This is a genomic window from Halopseudomonas salegens, assembly GCF_900105655.1.
GTDB lineage: Bacteria > Pseudomonadota > Gammaproteobacteria > Pseudomonadales > Pseudomonadaceae > Halopseudomonas > Halopseudomonas salegens.
Genome location: NZ_LT629787.1, coordinates 158,282 through 178,461 on the forward strand (window position 1 = coordinate 158,282; position 20,180 = coordinate 178,461).

Below are 20,180 nucleotides of genomic sequence, written 5' to 3' on the forward strand. Positions count from 1 at the left end.
TCAGTCCCGCGTTGCCAGTTGAATACCTTCCCAGGCGACACTGGCCAGGTGGTCGATCTGGTCCGGGGTGATCACGTAGGGCGGCATCATATAGACCACGCTCCCCAGTGGGCGCAGCATGGCTTCGTTTTTCAGCGCATGCTCATAGACGCGAATGCCGCGTCTTTCCTGCCAGGGGTAGGGCGTGCGATTGGCCTTGTTCTTGACCATCTCGATCGCCAGCACCATACCGGTCTGGCGCACGTCAGCGACATGCGGGTGATCGATAAAGTGCTCGGTGGCTTTGGCCATGTGGGCGGATAGTGCCAGATTGCGCTCGATCACCTGGTCCCGCTCGAACAGCTCCAGTGTGGCCAGCGCTGCCGCGCATGCCAGGGGGTTTCCGGTATAGCTGTGTGAATGCAGGAAGGCGCGCAGGGTGTCGTAATCGTCGTAGAACGCCTGGTAGATGGTGTCATTGGTCAGGCAGACGGCCATCGGCAGATAGCCTGCGGTCAGGGCCTTGGACAGGCAGAGAAAGTCCGGGCTGATATCGGCCTGGTCGCAGGCAAACATGCTGCCGGTGCGGCCAAAACCGACGGCGATTTCATCATGAATCAGGTGAACGCCGTAACGGTCACAGGCTTCGCGCAACAGCTTCAGGTAAACCGGGTGGTACATGCGCATGCCGCCGGCGCACTGGATCAGTGGCTCGACGATCACGGCGGCGACCTGTTCGTGGTTCTCGGCCAGCGCCCGCTCCATGTGTTCGAACATCAGGCGACTATGCGCTTCCCAGTCCATACCGGCTTCGCGTTCATAGCAGTCAGGCGAGGGTACGGTAATCACGTCCATCAGCAGCGGTTCATAGGTGCTCTTGTACAGGCTGACGTCCCCGACAGCGAGGGCAGCCAGGGTTTCGCCGTGATAACTGTTGCTCAGAGTAATAAAGCGCTTTTTCTCGGGCTTGCCGACGTTGAGCCAGTAATGGAAGCTCATTTTCAACGCGACTTCGATACAGGAGGAGCCATTGTCGGCATAGAAACAACGGGTCAGCGGTGCCGGGGTCATGGCCACCAGCTTTTCTGACAGCTCGATCACTGGCGGATGGCTGAAGCCGGCAAGAATGACGTGTTCCAGCTTGTCCAGCTGGTCCTTGATGCGCTGATTGATGTAGGGATTGGCGTGGCCGAAGATATTCACCCACCAGGAGCTGACGGCATCGATATAGCGATTGCCGTCAAAATCATATAGCCAGACGCCTTCACCGCGTTCGACAGGAATCAGCGGCATGCTCTCGTGATCTTTCATCTGGGTGCAGGGATGCCAGAGCACTGCCAGGTCGCGCTGCATCCATTGATCGTTCAAGCTCATGTGAACCTCGTTGGCCGGTGTTTGTTCGACCAATGATTGTACCTGAGCGAATGACTTCTGGGGCTAACGGCTGTTGTATACGACGATGGTTTTGCCATCGACGGTAATCAGGTTCTGATCTTCCAGATTTTTCAGCACCCTGCCGACCATTTCACGCGAACAGCCAACCAGACGGGCGACTTCCTGGCGGCTGACCTTGATTTGCATGCCGTCGGGGTGGCTCAGGGAGTCCGGTTGCTGGGTCAGTTCCAGCAGCGTCCGGGCGATACGTCCAGTGACGTCCAGATTGGCCAGGTCACAGGCCTTGCGGGTGGTTTTGCGCAAGCGTTCAGCCATTTGACGGCAGAGCGCGTAGAGCAATTCCGGATCTTCGTGTGTCAGCTCGTGGAATTGAGTGTAACTGATCTCGGCCAGCTCGCATTCAGTGCGAGTGCGTACGCGAGCGCTGCGATCCTGTTGCAGGTTGTCCAGGTCAAACAGCCCCATTTCACCAAAAAACTCTCCTTTATTCAGGTAGGTCACCACCATTTCATGGCCTTTGTCATCCTGAATCAGCACGCTGACCGAGCCGCGGACGATATAGAACAATGTGGTTGAGCTTTCCCCGGCGTAAATGATGGTGTTACGCGCTGACAGGCGACGAATGCGGCAGAGGCTAAGGAAATGCGCCAGTTTCTGTTGGTTGATTTTGCCGGGTGTATCGGCCATATAGCTGACATCCTGTTGTTGAGCCGGAGAGACTGAAGGCAGAGACTCATCCTGATACTTTTGTGAATTATGTCCAGTTTGTGCCGTGCTGGCCAGTGCTGTGTTCATCAATGCGAGGCAAGAAGAGGGTTGTGTTATTCTGCGCGGTTGTCAGCCCTTTGCTAAGTGAGAATCGCATGAAAGCACAAATCAAGTGGATAGACGGCGCCATGTTCCTCGGGGAGTCCGGAAGCGGGCATACCCTGGTAATGGACGGGCCGCCGGATGCGGGTGGACGCAACATGGGCGTCCGGCCAATGGAAACCGTGCTGATTGGTCTGGGCGGCTGCGCCAGTTACGACGTAGTAAGCATTCTGAAAAAATCCCGGCAGGACATTCGTGATGTGCACACCGAGCTCGAGGCCGAGCGCGCCGACAGTGAGCCCAAGGTGTTTACCCGCATTCATATACGTTTCGTGGTCAGTGGCAAGAATCTGAAGGAAGCGCATGTCAAGCGCGCGGTTGAGCTGTCAGCGGAAAAATACTGCTCGGCATCCATCATGCTGACTCGCGGCGGTGTTGAGATCAGTCATGATTATCAGATCATCGAGGTCGACTGAGCGGTACTGACCGGGGCCGCACGGGTGGCGGCCCCTTGCTGAGTCAGGCCTTGTAGGTGGCCTTGGTCATTACCCTGGACAGCAGGATCATCGCGCTTTTCACCGGCGGCGGGAAATCCATACCGCCAGCTTCCAGGGCCTGGTTGCCATGCTCGATTTCGTCTTCACGCATCTGTTCCAGAATGGCGCGTGACTTGATATCTTCCAGCGGCAACTGCATCAGATGATCATCCAGGTGACGCTCAACCAATTGCTCGGTGGCGGCAACAAAGCCGAGGCTGACGCGATCACTGACCAGCCCTGCCGCCGCCCCCATACCATATGACAGCCCGTAGAACAGCGGATTGAAGATACTCGTACGGCTGTCCAGTTCACGCAACCGTTGCTCACACCAGGCGAGGTGGTCGATTTCCTCGGCAGCGGCGTGCTCCATTTTTTCTCGCACCTGCGGCAGTTTGGCGGTCAGTGCCTGCCCTTGATACAAAGCCTGTGCGCACACCTCGCCAGTGTGATTGATGCGCATCAAGCCGGCAATATGGCGCTTTTCTTCGCTGTCCATGGGAACGTTGGCCAGATGGGCAGCCGGTGATGGTCGATTGGCCTGGGCGGCACCCGGCGCCAGAGTACGTAAAGCCTGATCGGCTTGACTGAGCAGGCGGTCGAAAAATGTGTACTGTCGGCTACTAGCCATGTGGAGCCTCCGTTAGGCGATCAACCCGGTGGCCAGACAAGTTGCCGCTGGCCGAGAACATGCAGATGGATATGGTACACCGTTTGCCCGCCCTGTTCGTTACAGTTGAAAACCGTGCGGAAACCCTCGGTACAGCCGAGTTCGTTAGCCAGGCGCTGGCCGGTGTAGACCATATGACCGACCAGGGCGCTATCGTCAGCAGTCAGGTCATTCAGGGTGGCGATATGCCGCTTGGGTATCACCAGAAAATGTACCGGTGCCTGGGGGTTGATGTCATGAAAGGCCAGTACCTGGTCATCTTCGTAAATTTTCTTCGCCGGAATCTGACCCTCGACGACCTTGCAAAAAAGACAATCCACAGCAAGCTCCTGATAAAGTAATAATTCTCAAGTCAAGTGTACTCTTGCAGGGCTTCGGTTTGCCAATAACGACACAAGGAGAAATAGGTGAGAAATGATATCAAGGATCTCGATCTGGTACTGGCCTCTCGGGTACGCCTGATTGTTATCGAATCCTGGGAAGAGCGCCGGGTGCTGGAGTTGATTGCCGGACTGGCAGTCAAGCGGACCATGACCTGGCACACCTGGAACCAGATTGATGGATTGACCCGTCTGGGATTCGGCACGGCCGTCGACGAGCAGGATCCCTTGTGTGATCCCGAGAAACTGCTTGAACATATCCGCCGATGTGGCGTGCATGACCTCTATGTACTGTGCGATATGCACCCCTTTCTCGAATCTTCACGAGTGGTGCGCTTGCTCAAGTGTATGGCAATGAACTGTGAAGAAGATGGCCCGGTGATTATTCTGGTCAGTCACACTCTGACGCTGCCGCCCGAGCTGCGCAGGCTGGCAGTAAGCTTCAGACTGAGCATGCCTTCGGATGAGCAACTGACAACTATCGTCAGAGAAGAAGCCGCACGCTGGAGTAGCCAGAATCAGGGCCGGCGAGTACGTACCGATAATCGTACCCTGCAGCAGGTGGTACGCAACCTGCGCGGCACGACGCATGCCGAGGCGCGGCGGCTGGCGCGCAACCTGATTGCTGATGATGGAGCCATCAGTCAGGAGGATTTGCCGCAACTGAATCAGGCCAAGTTCGAGATGCTGGACATGGAGGGTGTGCTGAGTTTCGAGCAGGATACCGCGCGCTTTGCCGAAGTGGGCGGTTTGCTCAACTTCAAACAATGGTTGCGTCAGCGCCAGTCAGCGTTCTGCGAGCAGCCGCTCGCGGATGCGCCCAAGGGTGTGATGTTGGTGGGCGTACAGGGTTCCGGCAAGAGTCTGGCGGCCAAAGCGGTGGCTGGCCTCTGGGGGCTGCCGTTGCTGCGTTTGGATTTCGCCAGCCTGTACAACAAATACATTGGCGAAACCGAAAAGAATCTGCGCGAGGCACTGGCCATGGCCGATGCCATGGAGCCCTGTGTATTGTGGATCGACGAAATAGAAAAAGGCCTGGCGCCGGATGGGTCGGATCAGGGCGTCGGGCGGCGCATGCTGGGTACGTTGTTGACCTGGATGGCCGAACGCAAGACGCGGGTCTTCATGGTCGCCACCTCGAATGATGTCAGTCAGTTACCCCCGGAGCTGATCCGCAAGGGGCGTCTGGATGAGATGTTCTTCGTCGATTTGCCACGCCCCGAGATCCGGGAAGAAATTTTCCGCATTCATCTGATGCGTCGCGAGCTGAACCCGGAACGCTTTGACCTGCCATTGTTGGCAGCGGCGAGTGAGGGCTTTTCCGGTGCGGAAATCGAGCAGGCTGTAGTGGCCGCAGTTTATGCCGCAGTTGCCCGGGATGACGAAATGGCCGATCAGGATGTGGTGGAAGCCTTGGGAGCCACCTCGCCCTTGTCTGTCGTCATGGCGGAAAAGCTGCATGCGTTGCGTGAGTGGGCCGAAGGGCGGGCAGTGATGGCCGACTGAGTCGGCCATTCAGACAGGGCTCAGAAGGGTTTGACTACGACCAGAATCACGGCCCCCAGCAACACCAGTACCGGCGCCTCATTGAACCAGCGGTAAAATACATGACCGCGCCGGTTGGTATCGGCAGCAAACTGGCGCAGCAAGTGGCCGCAGGCAAAGTGGTAAACAACCAGTAACAGCACCAGAGCCAATTTGGCGTGCAGCCAGCCGGCCTGCAGCCACGCGGGCGACAGTTTCAGCAGCCAGAGACCCAGCAGTACGGTAACGACCATCGAAGGCCACATGATGCCGCGATACAGCTTGCGTTCCATGATCTTGAAGCGTTCGCGGCTGGTCTGATCTTCAGCCATGGCGTGGTATACAAACAGCCGCGGCAAATAGAACAGCCCTGCAAACCAGGTCACCACTGCAATAATATGAAAGGCCTTGATCCACAAATACATGCTTGATCCTTCGGGAGTAAATCAGTTTTTGTCGTCAAAACAAGATATTGGCAGTCCAGGCATTGGACATGCCGGCTGGCTACCTTATGATAAACGATTAACAGACAGTCATTCGCAGAATAACAGGACAAATCATGATCAAGATTGGCATTGTCGGCGGCACCGGCTATACCGGCGTCGAGTTGTTACGCTTGCTGGCGCAGCACCCCGAAGCGCATGTGGAGGTTATTACTTCCCGCTCCGAGGCAGGGCAGCGAGTGGTCGACATGTATCCCAACCTGCGCGGTCATTACGATGCCCTGACGTTCAGTGTGCCTGACGCGAAAACCCTGGGTGCCTGTGATGTGGTGTTCTTTGCTACGCCGCATGGCGTCGCACATTCACTGGCTGCTGAGCTGCTGGATGCGGGAACCCGGATCATCGACCTGTCGGCTGATTTCCGCCTGCAGGATGCGCAAGAGTGGGCTCGCTGGTACGGTCAGCCGCATGGCGCGCCTGACCTGTTGCCACAGGCAGTCTACGGCCTGCCGGAAGTCAATCGGGAAGCAATGCGTGATGCACGACTGATTGCAGTGCCCGGTTGTTACCCGACCGCCGTCCAGCTGGGGCTTGTTCCCTTGCTGGAACAGGGACTGGCGGATCCAGGTCAGATCATTGCCGATTGCAAGTCCGGAGTCAGTGGTGCCGGCCGTGGCGCCAATGTCGGTTCGTTGTTCTGTGAGGCGGGAGAAAGCATGAAAGCCTACGGCGTGCCGGGGCATCGTCATTTGCCCGAGATTCGCCAGGGTTTGCAGCGCGCCGCCGGAGAAGTCGTCGGGCTGACTTTCGTCCCTCACCTGACACCCATGGTGCGGGGTATACATGCAACCCTGTATGCCCGTGTCGCTGATCGCAGTGTCGATTTGCAGGCTCTGTTCGAGCAACGCTATGCGGCTGAGCCCTGTGTCGATGTCATGCCCGCCGGCAGCACGCCGGAAACGCGCAGTGTGCGTGGTGCCAACATGTGCCGGATGGCTGTTCACCGGCCGCAGGACGGTGATTTGGTGGTCGTGCTTTCGGTGATTGATAATCTGGTCAAGGGGGCATCGGGTCAGGCTGTTCAAGGAATGAACATAGCCTTCGGCATGGAAGAAACTCTGGGTATTGCGCATCCGGCGCTATTGCCCTGATGGGTCGGCGCAGTTACGCCTCCCTGCGCGATCACAGCGTCGTACTGATGCCGCGCAACACCCCCTTTGTGAAGGGCTTGAAGCGCTTGTTGCTGTTGGCGTTGGTGCTGGCTGTTCCCGCAGCGGCCTGGCTGGGATGGCAGGCGGGGCAGAAGTCCCAGATTGAAGTGACGGTGCAACGGGATATCCTGCTGGCAAACGAACAACGGCTCCAGACCGAGCTGTTGGAACAGCGTCAGCGCTTGCAACAAATGGATGTCGATGTGATGTTGGCCAATCAGTCCTATGCTGAATCGCAGCAACTGGTGCGCACTATGGAGCAACAGTTATTCCGCCTGCAGCAAGATCTGGCCCAATACCAGGGTGCACTGGATTCCGATGCAGCCACACCGGGTTTGCGCATTCAGTATTTTGATCTGCAGCCGGCCGACGTGCCCAATACCTACCGGTTTCGGGTTATGGTCAGTCGGGTTGGTACCGAATCAGAGAACGTCACCGCGACGCTGGACATGCAAGTACATGGCGAACAGAGTGGTGAAACGGTCAGTTTGTCCCTGTCGGATATGAATGCTGCAAGTAGCGATAGCCTGCCTCTGGATTTTCGTTATTTCCAGGTAGTGCCGGAAGAGCCTGAGCTGGCCTTGCTGACCTTGCCTGTGGACTTTATACCGAAAACGGTAGAATTGAGAGCCAAAAACAACGGAGAAACCCTGGTCGAACACCGTTTTGACTGGACAACTACAGGAGTCAGACCCTGATGTGGGGAGCAGACAAGCGCAAGAAGCTGGACATCAACCAATACAGCGGCAAAACCACCATTATTGCTCTGGACGCTGATTTTCAGGGCAATATCCAGTTTACCGGTGCTCTGCAAATCGACGGCCGGGTTGAAGGCAATATCGTTGCCGACAAGGGGCTGGTGCGGGTCAGTGAGCACGGCATCGTCGAGGGCACCATAAAGGCCCCCAGTGTATTGATCAACGGCCAGGTGGTTGGCGACGTTGAGGCCAGTGAGCATCTTGAACTGGACAGCAAAGCCCGGATTCAGGGCGATCTTCATTACCGTTTCATGGAAATGGTCATGGGTGCCCAGATCAGTGGTGCCTTGCATTATCTGGATGATGCCGCGCCGACCTTGCCTGGCATTGATGCGGAGTCGGATAACGACAATAGTTGACCAAAAGAGTCGGGAAAACGGATAATAGCGCCATTGTCGTATTTGGGCGCCTGGCGCCGGAGGTTGTATGTCCACTGCTGAAGTCTTTACCCCGAGTGCGTTACTGTTTACCGACAGTGCCGTGACCAAGGTGCGCACCTTGATCGAAGAAGAGGGTAACGATCGTCTGAGTCTGCGCGTATTTGTGACGGGTGGTGGCTGCTCTGGCTTTCAGTATGGATTCACCTTTGATGATGAGCTGGCCGAGGATGACACTATTGTTGAGCGTGAGGGTGTACGCTTGGTGGTCGACCCGATGAGCTTTCAGTATCTGGCCGGGTCCGAAGTGGATTATCAGGAAGGGCTCGAAGGGTCGCGCTTTGTTATCAATAATCCGAACGCCACGACAACCTGTGGCTGTGGCTCATCCTTCTCGATCTGATCCGTATCAGCCTGGATAGACGGCGCCGAGCACCCGGGGACCGGCTGCACCGGTAACCGTTGGCAGGTTTCCACTCTGACCCTGCAGGCAACGCCAGGCCAGCCAGGCAAAGGCCATTGCTTCCATCCACTCGGGATCGACCCCAACCGCTGCAGTGGTATGCACCTGCAGCGGCGAGAGTAATTCCTTCAGTCGCTGCAGCAGGTGTGTATTGGCGGCGCCCCCACCGCAGATGTGCACGCTTTTGCAGTCACTTACCTGTCCAGTTACCGCATTGGCAATGCTGTGAGCAGTCAGTTCCAGCAGGCAAGCCTGGACGTCGGCAGCTGGCAGGGGCTGACCAAAGTTTTTTAGCTGACGCTCCAGCCAGAGGCTGTTGAAATACTCTCGGCCAGTGCTTTTCGGTGCCGCCCGGCTGAAATAGGGATCAGCCAGAAGTTGGGCAACCAGGCCGGAATGGACGGTACCGCTGGCTGCCCAGCAACCCTCGGCATCATAAGCCCGGTCCTGGTGTTGCTGAATCCAGGCGTCCAGCAGGATATTCCCCGGCCCGCTGTCAAACCCGGTTACAGCGTGACCGGGGCGTAGCAGCGTCAGGTTGGCAAACCCACCAATATTGATGACGGCCCGGGCCTGTTCCGGATCTGCCAGCAGCCATTGGTGAAAGGCGGGGACCAGCGGGGCGCCTTCCCCTCCGGCGGCCAGATCGCGGCTGCGGAAGTCACTTACCACCTGGATGCGACAGCGCTCGGCCAGCAAGGCTGGCGCACCAATTTGTACGCTGAAACCGAGTTCGGGGTGATGGCGGATGGTTTGCCCGTGGCTGCCAATTGCCAGAATCTGTTCGGATTTGAGCTGGTGGCGGGCCAGCAAGGCATGAATGCCCTTGGCTGTCAGCTCCGCCCAGGCCTGCCCGGCAAGACCGGCGCGGCGAATCTCGTCATTACCCGGCTCGCAGAGTGCTTGCAGTTCATTGCGTAATTCAGGGGGAAAGGGCAGGCAGTCGGCACCAACCAGATCGATACCATGCTCTGGGTGAAGACGGGTCAGCGCGAGATCAATACCATCAAGGCTGGTGCCTGACATGACGCCAATCAGCCACCAGCTCACGGGTTATTGATCCAGCATTGCAAGTTGAGTGGTCCGGTGCTGGTCCAGGCTGGCCATGACCTGTTTGCTCTGCTCCATAAAACGCTCACGCTCGTTGTCAGGTACCGGGTCGGCTACCGGCAGATCAACCCGCAGAGGGTCCACATGGCGCCCGCTGCGCAGAAATTCGTAATGCAGGTGCGGGCCTGTAGCCAGCCCGGTCATGCCAACATAGCCGATGACCTGACCCTGGGTTACGTGACTGCCGTTTGACAGGCCGCGTGCATAGCCGTTCATGTGCGCATACAGCGTCTGATACTGCTGGCCATGGCGAATAACGATGGTGTTGCCGTAACCGCCCTTGCGACCCAGATGAATGATGCGACCATCGCCGGTGGCCTTGATCGGTGTGCCGGTTGGCGCAGCATAATCAACGCCATTGTGTGCGCGAATGGTATTCAGAATCGGGTGGCGACGGTTGGGGTTGAAGCGTGAGCTGATGCGAGCAAATTCAACCGGTGTACGGATGAAGGCTCGGCGCATGCTGGTGCCATCGGCGCGGTAGTAGCTGGCCTGCCCCTGGCGGTCGACATAGCGCACGGCAGTGTATTCGCGGCCACGGTTGACGAAGCGGGCAGCCAGAATGTTACCGGTCCCCACGCGCTTGCCATCCAGATGTTTTTCTTCGAATAACACCTCGAAGTTATCACCTTGGCGAATCTCGCGGGCGAAGTCGATGTCATAGCCGAAAATATTGGCCATCTGCATGGTCAGGTTGTGCGGCATCTCGGCGCGTTGCGCAGCAAGAAACAGTGAGCTGTTGATCTGGCCCTGTGCGAAACGGTTCCGGACTTCGGGTTCAAGCAACTCTTTATTGAACACAAAGCCATCGCCGTTGCGGCTGATCTCAATGGTTTCCAGGTCATTCAGTTTGCTGCGCAGGGCGAGCAGGTCACCGCCGTCATCCAGCTTGAACTCCAGGATCTGGCCTATCCGCAACCGGGTGAAGCGCTTGGCTTCATTGCTGCTGTCGAGCACGGAGTACAAGGTACTGGTCGGAATGCCTACCCGATCGAACACGGTCGACAGGGTGTTGCCGCTTTCAACGGTCAAGCGGGTCCAGTGATCGGTAGTGCCGAGAGAGTCATGGTTGTCGGCATGCATCTCGTTATTTAATGGCGGCGGCTCTTGATTGGCCATCAGCAGCTGATCAATGAGGTCACCATCAGCAGGATGGATTGCCTGGGTCAGAGCGCCAAAATCACCATCTTTCAATGGAATGATCACGTTGTCGTTCAACAGGCTGGTGACTCTTTCACTCAAGGCCGATGTGGATTGCGTTTCCGGGTTGCTCAGATCCAGAGGAATAAAAGTCTTGTGCGCTTCGACGTCGGTAGAGGGGATTACCAGCAGGAAAAAGCTTAATGCGGCAGCAATGCCGCTAGCTGCAAGAATATGGCTTTTTGGGTATAGCGTGGTCTTGTTGGTTGGAGAACCCATAAGCGCTCTTCTGGTTATTTGTGAGGTAGATTTACTAACTTGCTAAATTATAACTGTTATTCCATTAATACAAGCGCTCATGGATGCCGTCCGTCATTTTTCCAGCTCATGCCGGTGCCAGTCCTCCGGCAGTTTTTCACGCTTGTAATTGGTCAGCATTATTGTATTTTGGTTCACCTTTTGCGTAGCCCTTTGACAGAGCAGGTTGTGTATGAAGTCCGTAGACGAGCAAATGGCGCTGATTCAGCGCGGTACTGATGAGATTCTGGTAGAGGACGAGTTGCGCGCCAAGCTCGAGCGCGGCCAGCCGCTGAGGATCAAGGCCGGGTTCGACCCGACGGCCCCGGATCTGCATTTGGGGCATACGGTCCTGATCAACAAGTTGCGCCAGTTTCAGGACCTGGGTCATCAGGTCATGTTTCTGATCGGTGACTTTACCGGGATGATCGGCGATCCCTCTGGCAAGAATGTGACTCGCCAGCCGTTGACCAAAGAGCAGGTCAAGGCCAATGCGGAAACCTATAAAGAGCAGGTATTCAAGATTCTTGATCCGGCCAGGACGCAAGTGGTGTTCAATTCGGAATGGATGGACCGGCTGAGCGCCGCCGACATGATTCAGCTGGCCGGTAAATATACCGTTGCCCGCATGCTTGAACGCGATGATTTCGACAAGCGCTACAAGAGTGGCCAGTCGATTGCCATCCATGAATTCCTCTATCCTTTGGTGCAAGGCTATGACTCGGTCGCCATGCAGGCAGATATCGAGCTGGGTGGTACCGACCAGAAATTCAATCTGTTGATGGGGCGTGAGCTGCAACGCCAGTACGGCCAGGAAGCGCAAGTCATCATTACCATGCCGATCCTTGAGGGTCTGGATGGCGTGAAGAAGATGTCCAAGTCATTGGGCAACTATATAGGCATCAATGATCGTCCCGGCGAAATGTACAACAAGATCGTTTCCATGCCGGACAGCCTGATGTGGCGCTACTTCGAACTGCTCAGCTTCCGAAGTCTTGATGAGATTGCCGGTTATCGGGCCGAAATCGAAGCGGGTGCCAACCCGCGGGATATAAAGATCAGGTTGGCCGAAGAGCTGGTCGCGCGCTTCCACGGCGAGGAGGTGGCAGCCACTGCGCACAAATCGGCGGGTAATCGCCTGAAAGAAGGTGAGTTGCCCGATGACCTGCCAGAGATCGACCTGGAGTCGGATGCCGACATGCCGATTTCAGCGGTACTGAATCGTGCCGGCCTGACCAAGAATGCCGCGGCTGCGCGTGACCTGTTGAATGCCGGCTCGGTAAAGGTTGATGGGGCGGCTGTAGATCGCGATTTTGTCTTTGTGTTGGGCGCCGAGCATGTGTGTCAGGCGGGCAAGAAGAAGTTTGCACGCGTGCGCTTGAAAAAAGCTTGACGGCAAACCTGAGCGGCCTATAATGCGCGTCTTGCTGAGCGGGGCTGTTTTGTAAAAGCTCTTTTTTATCAACAGGTTATCTCTTCTTTCGGGTTGCAATAACAGTTGACAGCAAGGTGCGGCGCAGTAGAATACGCCGCTCGTAACCACCTCTGCGGAGGTTGCCGGAGTGCTTCTGGTTGAAGCGTCTCCAGGCAGTAAAAAAGGTTGCAAAGAGGTGTTGACGAGCAGGGTTTCTGCTGTAGAATACGCCTCCCTGACACGCACAAGGCCTTGGCCTGGCGGGTCGGACAAGCCGGATTTGAAGTTCAGTTGCTCGCAACGAAATGTTCAAAAAAAGCTTGACGAATTAGAGGCTTAGCGTAGAATGCGCGGCCTGGTCCAGCGGAAACGCAGACCGAATCGCTCTTTAAAAAATTGGAATCAAGTAATTCGTGTGGGTGCTTGCTCAGGGTCTTGATGATCGACAGATTATCAGCCAAGCAAGTTACTCTGTGAATTCATGAGTTTATTTGTAAAGGCTGAGCCAAGTTTAGGATTTTTTCAAAATCCGAATTGATTTAAAACTGAAGAGTTTGATCATGGCTCAGATTGAACGCTGGCGGCAGGCCTAACACATGCAAGTCGAGCGATTGAAGGGAGCTTGCTCCCTGATTTAGCGGCGGACGGGTGAGTAATGCCTAGGAATCTGCCTGGTAGTGGGGGACAACTCGGGGAAACCCGAGCTAATACCGCATACGTCCTACGGGAGAAAGTGGGGGATCTTCGGACCTCACGCTATCAGATGAGCCTAGGTCGGATTAGCTTGTTGGTGAGGTAACGGCTCACCAAGGCAGCGATCCGTAACTGGTCTGAGAGGATGATCAGTCACACTGGAACTGAGACACGGTCCAGACTCCTACGGGAGGCAGCAGTGGGGAATATTGGACAATGGGGGCAACCCTGATCCAGCCATGCCGCGTGTGTGAAGAAGGTCTTCGGATTGTAAAGCACTTTAAGTTGGGAGGAAGGGTTGTACGTTAATAGCGTGCAATTTTGACGTTACCAACAGAATAAGCACCGGCTAACTCTGTGCCAGCAGCCGCGGTAATACAGAGGGTGCAAGCGTTAATCGGAATTACTGGGCGTAAAGCGCGCGTAGGCGGTCAAGTAAGATGGGTGTGAAATCCCCGGGCTCAACCTGGGAACTGCATCCATAACTGCTTGACTAGAGTACAGTAGAGGGTGGTGGAATTTCCTGTGTAGCGGTGAAATGCGTAGATATAGGAAGGAACACCAGTGGCGAAGGCGACCACCTGGACTGATACTGACGCTGAGGTGCGAAAGCGTGGGGAGCAAACAGGATTAGATACCCTGGTAGTCCACGCCGTAAACGATGTCAACTAGCCGTTGGGGACCTTGAGTCTTTAGTGGCGCAGCTAACGCACTAAGTTGACCGCCTGGGGAGTACGGCCGCAAGGTTAAAACTCAAATGAATTGACGGGGGCCCGCACAAGCGGTGGAGCATGTGGTTTAATTCGAAGCAACGCGAAGAACCTTACCTGGCCTTGACATGCTGAGAACTTTCCAGAGATGGATTGGTGCCTTCGGGAACTCAGACACAGGTGCTGCATGGCTGTCGTCAGCTCGTGTCGTGAGATGTTGGGTTAAGTCCCGTAACGAGCGCAACCCTTGTCCTTAGTTACCAGCACGTTATGGTGGGCACTCTAAGGAGACTGCCGGTGACAAACCGGAGGAAGGTGGGGATGACGTCAAGTCATCATGGCCCTTACGGCCAGGGCTACACACGTGCTACAATGGGCGGTACAGAGGGTTGCCAAGCCGCGAGGTGGAGCTAATCTCTCAAAACCGTTCGTAGTCCGGATTGGAGTCTGCAACTCGACTCCATGAAGTCGGAATCGCTAGTAATCGCGAATCAGAATGTCGCGGTGAATACGTTCCCGGGCCTTGTACACACCGCCCGTCACACCATGGGAGTGGGTTGCTCCAGAAGTAGCTAGTCTAACTTTCGAGAGGACGGTTACCACGGAGTGATTCATGACTGGGGTGAAGTCGTAACAAGGTAGCCGTAGGGGAACCTGCGGCTGGATCACCTCCTTAATCGAAAGATCACAAACGCTGTTCAAGCACTCACACGAATTACTTGATTCCCTGGTTTTGGCGATTGGCATGTGGCTCTGTGAGCTGCAACAAGCCCAGATGATTGGGTGGTGAAAAGCCCGAGGCAATTGGGTCTGTAGCTCAGTTGGTTAGAGCGCACCCCTGATAAGGGTGAGGTCGGCAGTTCGAATCTGCCCAGACCCACCAATTGTCGAGGTGTGAAGGTCTGAAGGGGCCATAGCTCAGCTGGGAGAGCGCCTGCCTTGCACGCAGGAGGTCAGCGGTTCGATCCCGCTTGGCTCCACCATCGCCGCACAAAAACCGGATATGACACAGAGTACAGACAGGAATGATCCTGGGAGCTTGCTCCATTAGAATCGATCATTGCTGTCTGGTCTTTGCGCCAGACGTTCTTTAACAATTAGGGTTTGTGATAGAAGTACAGCGTATACAGTGTTTCACTGCATTGTATACAGCTAAGGTAACTTGTGATCTCAAGCAAGTTCCGGATTGTCGTGAATCATGTCAAATACCTATGACAGCGAATGATCGGCTTACCCACGGGTTTACCTGGCGGGTGTGCAGATTGTTTGGGGTTATATGGTCAAGTGAATAAGCGCATACGGTGGATGCCTTGGCAGTCAGAGGCGATGAAAGACGTGGTAGCCTGCGAAAAGCTTCGGGGAGGTGGCAAACAACCTTTGATCCGGAGATGTCTGAATGGGGAAACCCACCCAACACAAGTTGGGTATCACACACTGAATACATAGGTGTGTGAGGCGAACCCGGGGAACTGAAACATCTAAGTACCCGGAGGAAAAGAAATCAACCGAGATTCCCCAAGTAGCGGCGAGCGAACGGGGACTAGCCCTTAAGCAGTTTTGAGTTTAGTGAAAGGTTCTGGAAAGTTCCGCCATAGTGGGTGATAGCCCCGTACACGAAAAGCTCTTAGCTGTGAAATCGAGTAGGTCGGCGCACGTGAAACGTTGACTGAACATGGGGGGACCATCCTCCAAGGCTAAATACTCCTGACTGACCGATAGTGAACCAGTACCGTGAGGGAAAGGCGAAAAGAACCCCTGTGAGGGGAGTGAAATAGAACCTGAAACCGTATGCGTACAAGCAGTGGGAGCGGACTTGTTCCGTGACTGCGTACCTTTTGTATAATGGGTCAGCGACTTATATTTTGTGGCAAGCTTAACCGTATAGGGGAGGCGTAGGGAAACCGAGTCTTAATAGGGCGTTTAGTCGCAAGGTATAGACCCGAAACCGGGCGATCTATCCATGGGCAGGTTGAAGGTGCCGTAACAGGCACTGGAGGACCGAACCGACTACCGTTGAAAAGTTAGCGGATGACTTGTGGATAGGAGTGAAAGGCTAATCAAGCTCGGAGATAGCTGGTTCTCCTCGAAAGCTATTTAGGTAGCGCCTCGTGTATCACCACTGGGGGTAGAGCACTGTTTCGGCTAGGGGGTCATCCCGACTTACCAAACCGATGCAAACTCCGAATACCAGTGAGTGTCAGCACGGGAGACACACGGCGGGTGCTAACGTCCGTCGTGAAAAGGGAAACAACCCAGACCGTCAGCTAAGGTCCCAAAGTTATGGTTAAGTGGGAAACGATGTGGGAAGGCTTAGACAGCTAGGAGGTTGGCTTAGAAGCAGCCATCCTTTAAAGAAAGCGTAATAGCTCACTAGTCGAGTCGGCCTGCGCGGAAGATGTAACGGGGCTCAAACCATACACCGAAGCTACGGGTTCATCTTAGGATGAGCGGTAGAGGAGCGTTCTGTAAGCCTGTGAAGGTCAATTGAGAAGTTGGCTGGAGGTATCAGAAGTGCGAATGCTGACATGAGTAACGACAATGGGAGTGAAAAACTCCCACGCCGGAAGACCAAGGGTTCCTGCGCAACGTTAATCGACGCAGGGTGAGTCGACCCCTAAGGCGAGGCCGAAAGGCGTAGTCGATGGGAAACGGGTTAATATTCCCGTACTTCTAGTTACTGCGATGGGGGGACGGAGAAGGCTAGGCCAGCAAGGCGTTGGTTGTCCTTGTTTAAGGCGGTAGGCTGAGATCTTAGGAAAATCCGGGATCTTAAGGCCGAGAACCGATGACGAGCTTTCTTTTATGAAGGCGAAGTGGTTGATGCCAAGCTTCCAGGAAAAGCCTCTAAGCTTCAGGTAACTAGAAATCGTACCCCAAACCGACACAGGTGGTCAGGTAGAGAATACCAAGGCGCTTGAGAGAACTCGGGTGAAGGAACTAGGCAAAATGGCACCGTAACTTCGGGAGAAGGTGCGCTGGTGAGGGTGAAGTATTTACTACGTAAGCCCATGCCAGTCGAAGATACCAGGCCGCTGCAACTGTTTATTAAAAACACAGCACTCTGCAAACACGAAAGTGGACGTATAGGGTGTGACGCCTGCCCGGTGCCGGAAGGTTAATTGATGGGGTTAGCTTCGGCGAAGCTCTTGATCGAAGCCCCGGTAAACGGCGGCCGTAACTATAACGGTCCTAAGGTAGCGAAATTCCTTGTCGGGTAAGTTCCGACCTGCACGAATGGCGTAATGATGGCGGCGCTGTCTCCACCCGAGACTCAGTGAAATTGAAATCGCTGTGAAGATGCAGTGTATCCGCGGCTAGACGGAAAGACCCCGTGAACCTTTACTATAGCTTTGCACTGGACTTTGAATTTGTTTGTGTAGGATAGGTGGGAGGCTTTGAAGCGTGGACGCTAGTTCGCGTGGAGCCAACCTTGAAATACCACCCTGGCAACTTTGAGGTTCTAACTCTGGTCCGTTATCCGGATCGAGGACAGTGTATGGTGGGTAGTTTGACTGGGGCGGTCTCCTCCCAAAGAGTAACGGAGGAGTACGAAGGTGCGCTCAGCACGGTCGGAAATCGTGCGTAGAGTATAAAGGCAAAAGCGCGCTTGACTGCGAGACCAACACGTCGAGCAGGTACGAAAGTAGGTCTTAGTGATCCGGTGGTTCTGTATGGAAGGGCCATCGCTCAACGGATAAAAGGTACTCCGGGGATAACAGGCTGATACCGCCCAAGAGTTCATATCGACGGCGGTGTTTGGCACCTCGATGTCGGCTCATCACATCCTGGGGCTGAAGCCGGTCCCAAGGGTATGGCTGTTCGCCATTTAAAGTGGTACGCGAGCTGGGTTTAGAACGTCGTGAGACAGTTCGGTCCCTATCTGCCGTGGACGTTTGAGATTTGAGAGGGGCTGCTCCTAGTACGAGAGGACCGGAGTGGACGAACCTCTGGTGTTCCGGTTGTCACGCCAGTGGCATTGCCGGGTAGCTACGTTCGGAAGAGATAACCGCTGAAAGCATCTAAGCGGGAAACTTGCCTTGAGATGAGATCTCACCGGGAGCTTGACTCCCCTAAAGGGCCGTCGAAGACTACGACGTTGATAGGCTGGGTGTGTAAGCGTTGTGAGGCGTTGAGCTAACCAGTACTAATTGCCCGTGTGGCTTGACCATATAACACCCAAGCAATCTGGTGTGTATGGACAGATGAACGACAAGACGGACTTGTGCGATCACTGTTACTAAACATCTATCACAACCCTATTGGCCCTGGCGTGGTAATCCACGACAGTGCAAAAGAATTGCTTGACGACCATAGAGCGTTGGAACCACCTGATCCCATTCCGAACTCAGCAGTGAAACGACGTATCGCCGATGGTAGTGTGGGGTTTCCCCATGTGAGAGTAGGTCATCGTCAAGCGCCAAATAAAGAAACCTCGCCATTTGGCGGGGTTTTTTTATTTCTGTTTCATGGATAATCCTTCTGTTACTACCACCGTCCATGTGACAAATTCGCCGGGAGCGAATTTGGACAGCCGCAGGCTGCCCGCAGGGCGCGTGCCTGGATGGCACGCGTCAATGTAGGTCATCGTCAAGCGCCTATACTGAAACGCCCCGCTCTGGAAACAGTGCGGGGCTTTTCTTTGTGCGCAGGAAAGCGGCTGACGGCAAGTCTCCAGCCTCCAGGGAAGCCCACCATTAGAAAGCATCCCACTACACTGCCCTCAGGTCCCGCAGAACGTTTGCAATACGCGTTCGCTGGGTTCAGGCGGGCGGCAGTAGTCTGCCATGCCCGGTGAGCAGGCATAGGGTTGGCGTAAATGGCTCAGCAACTGTTCGCAGGGTTGCAGCTCTCCGAACTGAACAGCTGCTTGCAAGGCGTGTTCAACCTGATGATTGCGCGCTATCACTTGCGGGTTGTGCGCCTGCATCAGCGCTACTGCAGTGGTCTGATCCCCATGCTGATCGTTCAGACGGGCTTGCCAGCGTTGTTGCCATTGAGTAAAAGCGGGCTGCTGGAACAGCGGCTGGGTTGGCAGTTGAGCCAGGCTGGCTGGATCGCCGGACAGGGCCCGGAAGCTGTTGGTAAAGTCGGCCTTTTCCTGTTCCAGCAGCTTGAGCCAGTCGTCGATCAGGCGGCGGTCAGACTCAGTCGCGTCTGCAAGACCCAGTTTGCAGCCCATGCCTTGTAACCAGGCCTTTTGGTAATTGTCGACATAGTCACCCAGTGCCTGTTGGGCGAGGCTGATGGCGTTCTTCTGGTCCTCGGCGAGAAGGGGAAGCAGGGTTTCGGCAAAACGCGCCAGGTTCCACTGGCCTATTGCCGGCTGGTTGGCATAGGCATAGCGGCCATGCTGATCTATCGAGCTGAAGACGGTATTGCTGGCATATTCATCCATAAAGGCGCAGGGGCCGAAATCAATGCTTTCGCCACACAGGCTCATATTGTCGGTATTCATGACGCCGTGAATGAAACCGACCTGCATCCAGTTGGCAATCAGTTCGGCCTGACGCTGAATAACGGCACGCAGCAGGGCCAGATAGGGGTTGTCCGCCTGCGCGCAATCCGGGTAGTGGCGGTTGATGCAGTAGTCGGCCAGTTCTCGAACCCGCTCGACCCCTCCCTGATGGTGAGCGTACTCGAAGGTGCCGACGCGCAGGTGACTGGCAGCGGTACGCAAGAGTACGGCACCGGGTTCTACCTGTTGACGGTAGACCGGCTCGCCAGTAGCGACAACTGCCAGGCTTCGTGTGGCAGGAATACCAAGGCCGTGCAATGCTTCACTGATAATGAATTCACGCAACATGGGGCCCAGACCAGCGCGGCCATCGCCACGGCGAGAAAAGGGCGTTGGGCCAGAGCCTTTCAGCTGCAGGTCAATGCGCTGGCCGTCGGGGGTTAGTTGTTCACCCAGTAGCACGGCGCGGCCATCACCAAGAATAGTGAAATTGCCGAACTGGTGACCGGCATAGGCCTGGGCCAGTGGCTCGCTGCCGGGTGGCAATGCGTTGCCCGCACAGATAGCCAACAGCTCATCGCTGTGCAGCGTGGCGGGATCCAGCCCCAGGATGTCCGCCAGTGCCGGGTTGCGCAATACCCAGTGCGGTTCAGCTACCGGCGTCGGCAATTGGTGGGCAAACAGCCCGGGATTGAGACGCGCATAACTGTTGTCCAGATTCCACATGCGTTGCTCCTGACGGGTGAAGGCAGGCAAGCGTTGGCTTGCCGCCGCACCTGTCAGTGTAACGGACGTCAGGTGTCATGTGGTGAACA

General features: G+C 55.6%; 15 protein-coding genes, 2 tRNA genes and 3 rRNA genes. 12 read left to right on the plus strand and 8 right to left on the minus strand.

Annotation, left to right across the window (positions count from 1 at the left end; all coding sequences use genetic code 11):
• Together BLU07_RS00695 and crp are read right to left on the minus strand one after the other, a co-directional pair.
• Positions 1 to 1,353 carry an adenosylmethionine--8-amino-7-oxononanoate transaminase gene (locus BLU07_RS00695; protein ID WP_092389480.1) on the minus strand — a complete coding sequence of 451 codons (1,353 nt, stop codon included), beginning with the start codon at positions 1,351 to 1,353 and terminating at the stop codon, positions 1 to 3.
• A 63-nt stretch (positions 1,354 to 1,416) separates the two neighbouring features.
• Entirely contained in the window at positions 1,417 to 2,061 is a 645-nt protein-coding gene (gene crp, locus BLU07_RS00700; protein WP_092383174.1) for a cAMP-activated global transcriptional regulator CRP, read from the minus strand.
• Positions 2,062 to 2,237: 176 nt separating this feature from the next.
• Here crp and BLU07_RS00705 point away from each other — a divergent pair, with 176 nt between their 5' ends.
• The gene (locus tag BLU07_RS00705) at positions 2,238 to 2,660 is read left to right on the plus strand and encodes an OsmC family protein (protein ID WP_092383176.1); all 423 of its coding nucleotides are present in this window, start codon (positions 2,238 to 2,240) and stop codon (positions 2,658 to 2,660) included.
• 43 nt (positions 2,661 to 2,703) lie between these two features.
• On the opposite strand, the gene coq7 is transcribed toward BLU07_RS00705, so the two are convergent.
• Positions 2,704 to 3,351, minus strand: a complete 648-nt coding sequence (coq7, locus tag BLU07_RS00710; protein WP_092383178.1) for a 2-polyprenyl-3-methyl-6-methoxy-1,4-benzoquinone monooxygenase — start codon at positions 3,349 to 3,351, stop codon at positions 2,704 to 2,706.
• A gap of 20 nt (positions 3,352 to 3,371) precedes the next feature.
• Positions 3,372 to 3,710: a histidine triad nucleotide-binding protein gene (locus BLU07_RS00715; protein ID WP_092383180.1), complete on the minus strand. Its 339-nt coding sequence runs from the start codon at positions 3,708 to 3,710 to the stop codon at positions 3,372 to 3,374.
• Between the two features lie 87 nt (positions 3,711 to 3,797).
• Here BLU07_RS00715 and BLU07_RS00720 point away from each other — a divergent pair, with 87 nt between their 5' ends.
• Complete coding sequence (locus BLU07_RS00720; RefSeq protein WP_092383182.1) at positions 3,798 to 5,276, plus strand: AAA family ATPase; 1,479 nt, start codon at positions 3,798 to 3,800, stop codon at positions 5,274 to 5,276.
• A 20-nt stretch (positions 5,277 to 5,296) separates the two neighbouring features.
• On the opposite strand, the gene hemJ is transcribed toward BLU07_RS00720, so the two are convergent.
• The gene (hemJ, locus tag BLU07_RS00725; protein ID WP_092383184.1) at positions 5,297 to 5,719 is read right to left on the minus strand and encodes a protoporphyrinogen oxidase HemJ; all 423 of its coding nucleotides are present in this window, start codon (positions 5,717 to 5,719) and stop codon (positions 5,297 to 5,299) included.
• 134 nt (positions 5,720 to 5,853) lie between these two features.
• Here hemJ and argC point away from each other — a divergent pair, with 134 nt between their 5' ends.
• The 4 genes from argC (at position 5,854) to erpA (ending at position 8,486) form a co-directional block, all read left to right on the plus strand.
• A complete protein-coding gene (gene argC / locus BLU07_RS00730; protein ID WP_092383186.1) occupies positions 5,854 to 6,888 on the plus strand; it encodes an N-acetyl-gamma-glutamyl-phosphate reductase in 1,035 nt (344 codons plus the stop codon).
• Positions 6,888 to 7,646 (plus strand): DUF6776 family protein, encoded by a 759-nt coding sequence (locus BLU07_RS00735; RefSeq protein ID WP_092383188.1) that lies wholly within the window; start codon positions 6,888 to 6,890, stop codon positions 7,644 to 7,646. Before argC ends, BLU07_RS00735 begins: the two co-directional genes overlap by 1 nt.
• The gene (locus BLU07_RS00740) at positions 7,646 to 8,065 is read left to right on the plus strand and encodes a bactofilin family protein (protein ID WP_092383190.1); all 420 of its coding nucleotides are present in this window, start codon (positions 7,646 to 7,648) and stop codon (positions 8,063 to 8,065) included. Before BLU07_RS00735 ends, BLU07_RS00740 begins: the two co-directional genes overlap by 1 nt.
• Positions 8,066 to 8,132: 67 nt before the next feature.
• Entirely contained in the window at positions 8,133 to 8,486 is a 354-nt protein-coding gene (gene erpA, locus BLU07_RS00745; protein WP_092383191.1) for an iron-sulfur cluster insertion protein ErpA, read from the plus strand.
• Between the two features lie 6 nt (positions 8,487 to 8,492).
• On the opposite strand, the gene BLU07_RS00750 is transcribed toward erpA, so the two are convergent.
• A complete protein-coding gene (locus BLU07_RS00750; RefSeq protein WP_092389482.1) occupies positions 8,493 to 9,572 on the minus strand; it encodes an anhydro-N-acetylmuramic acid kinase in 1,080 nt (359 codons plus the stop codon).
• A 27-nt stretch (positions 9,573 to 9,599) separates the two neighbouring features.
• Entirely contained in the window at positions 9,600 to 11,075 is a 1,476-nt protein-coding gene (locus tag BLU07_RS00755; RefSeq protein WP_092383193.1) for a peptidoglycan DD-metalloendopeptidase family protein, read from the minus strand.
• Between the two features lie 211 nt (positions 11,076 to 11,286).
• On the opposite strand from BLU07_RS00755, the gene tyrS reads away from it, so the two are divergent.
• The 6 genes from tyrS (at position 11,287) to rrf (ending at position 18,326) form a co-directional block, all read left to right on the plus strand.
• Positions 11,287 to 12,486, plus strand: coding sequence for a tyrosine--tRNA ligase (gene tyrS / locus BLU07_RS00760; protein ID WP_092383195.1), 1,200 nt, complete (start codon positions 11,287 to 11,289; stop codon positions 12,484 to 12,486).
• 563 nt (positions 12,487 to 13,049) lie between these two features.
• Positions 13,050 to 14,586, plus strand: a 16S ribosomal RNA gene (locus BLU07_RS00765).
• A 130-nt stretch (positions 14,587 to 14,716) separates the two neighbouring features.
• Positions 14,717 to 14,793 (plus strand) — tRNA-Ile (locus tag BLU07_RS00770).
• 24 nt (positions 14,794 to 14,817) lie between these two features.
• Positions 14,818 to 14,893: transfer RNA gene (locus BLU07_RS00775), tRNA-Ala, on the plus strand.
• A gap of 295 nt (positions 14,894 to 15,188) precedes the next feature.
• Positions 15,189 to 18,079 (plus strand): 23S ribosomal RNA (locus BLU07_RS00780).
• Positions 18,080 to 18,210: 131 nt separating this feature from the next.
• Positions 18,211 to 18,326 (plus strand): 5S ribosomal RNA (gene rrf / locus BLU07_RS00785).
• The 16S, 23S and 5S rRNA genes sit together here with 2 tRNA genes alongside, the layout of an rRNA operon.
• Positions 18,327 to 18,630: 304 nt before the next feature.
• Here the strand turns inward: rrf and BLU07_RS00790 are convergent.
• The gene (locus BLU07_RS00790; protein ID WP_092383197.1) at positions 18,631 to 20,091 is read right to left on the minus strand and encodes a protein adenylyltransferase SelO; all 1,461 of its coding nucleotides are present in this window, start codon (positions 20,089 to 20,091) and stop codon (positions 18,631 to 18,633) included.
• Positions 20,092 to 20,180: the final 89 nt, after the last annotated feature.

Excerpts from the sequence above, each read along its gene's own strand:
- BLU07_RS00695 (WP_092389480.1), bottom strand. The coding sequence starts at position 1,353 with ATGAGCTTGAACGATCAATGGATGCAGCGCGACCTGGCAGTGCTCTGG.
- crp (WP_092383174.1), bottom strand. The coding sequence starts at position 2,061 with ATGGCCGATACACCCGGCAAAATCAACCAACAGAAACTGGCGCATTTC.
- BLU07_RS00705 (WP_092383176.1), top strand. The coding sequence starts at position 2,238 with ATGAAAGCACAAATCAAGTGGATAGACGGCGCCATGTTCCTCGGGGAG.
- coq7 (WP_092383178.1), bottom strand. The coding sequence starts at position 3,351 with ATGGCTAGTAGCCGACAGTACACATTTTTCGACCGCCTGCTCAGTCAA.
- hemJ (WP_092383184.1), bottom strand. The coding sequence starts at position 5,719 with ATGTATTTGTGGATCAAGGCCTTTCATATTATTGCAGTGGTGACCTGG.
- argC (WP_092383186.1), top strand. The coding sequence starts at position 5,854 with ATGATCAAGATTGGCATTGTCGGCGGCACCGGCTATACCGGCGTCGAG.
- BLU07_RS00735 (WP_092383188.1), top strand. The coding sequence starts at position 6,888 with ATGGGTCGGCGCAGTTACGCCTCCCTGCGCGATCACAGCGTCGTACTG.
- BLU07_RS00740 (WP_092383190.1), top strand. The coding sequence starts at position 7,646 with ATGTGGGGAGCAGACAAGCGCAAGAAGCTGGACATCAACCAATACAGC.
- erpA (WP_092383191.1), top strand. The coding sequence starts at position 8,133 with ATGTCCACTGCTGAAGTCTTTACCCCGAGTGCGTTACTGTTTACCGAC.
- BLU07_RS00750 (WP_092389482.1), bottom strand. The coding sequence starts at position 9,572 with ATGTCAGGCACCAGCCTTGATGGTATTGATCTCGCGCTGACCCGTCTT.
- BLU07_RS00755 (WP_092383193.1), bottom strand. The coding sequence starts at position 11,075 with ATGGGTTCTCCAACCAACAAGACCACGCTATACCCAAAAAGCCATATT.
- tyrS (WP_092383195.1), top strand. The coding sequence starts at position 11,287 with ATGAAGTCCGTAGACGAGCAAATGGCGCTGATTCAGCGCGGTACTGAT.
- BLU07_RS00790 (WP_092383197.1), bottom strand. The coding sequence starts at position 20,091 with ATGTGGAATCTGGACAACAGTTATGCGCGTCTCAATCCCGGGCTGTTT.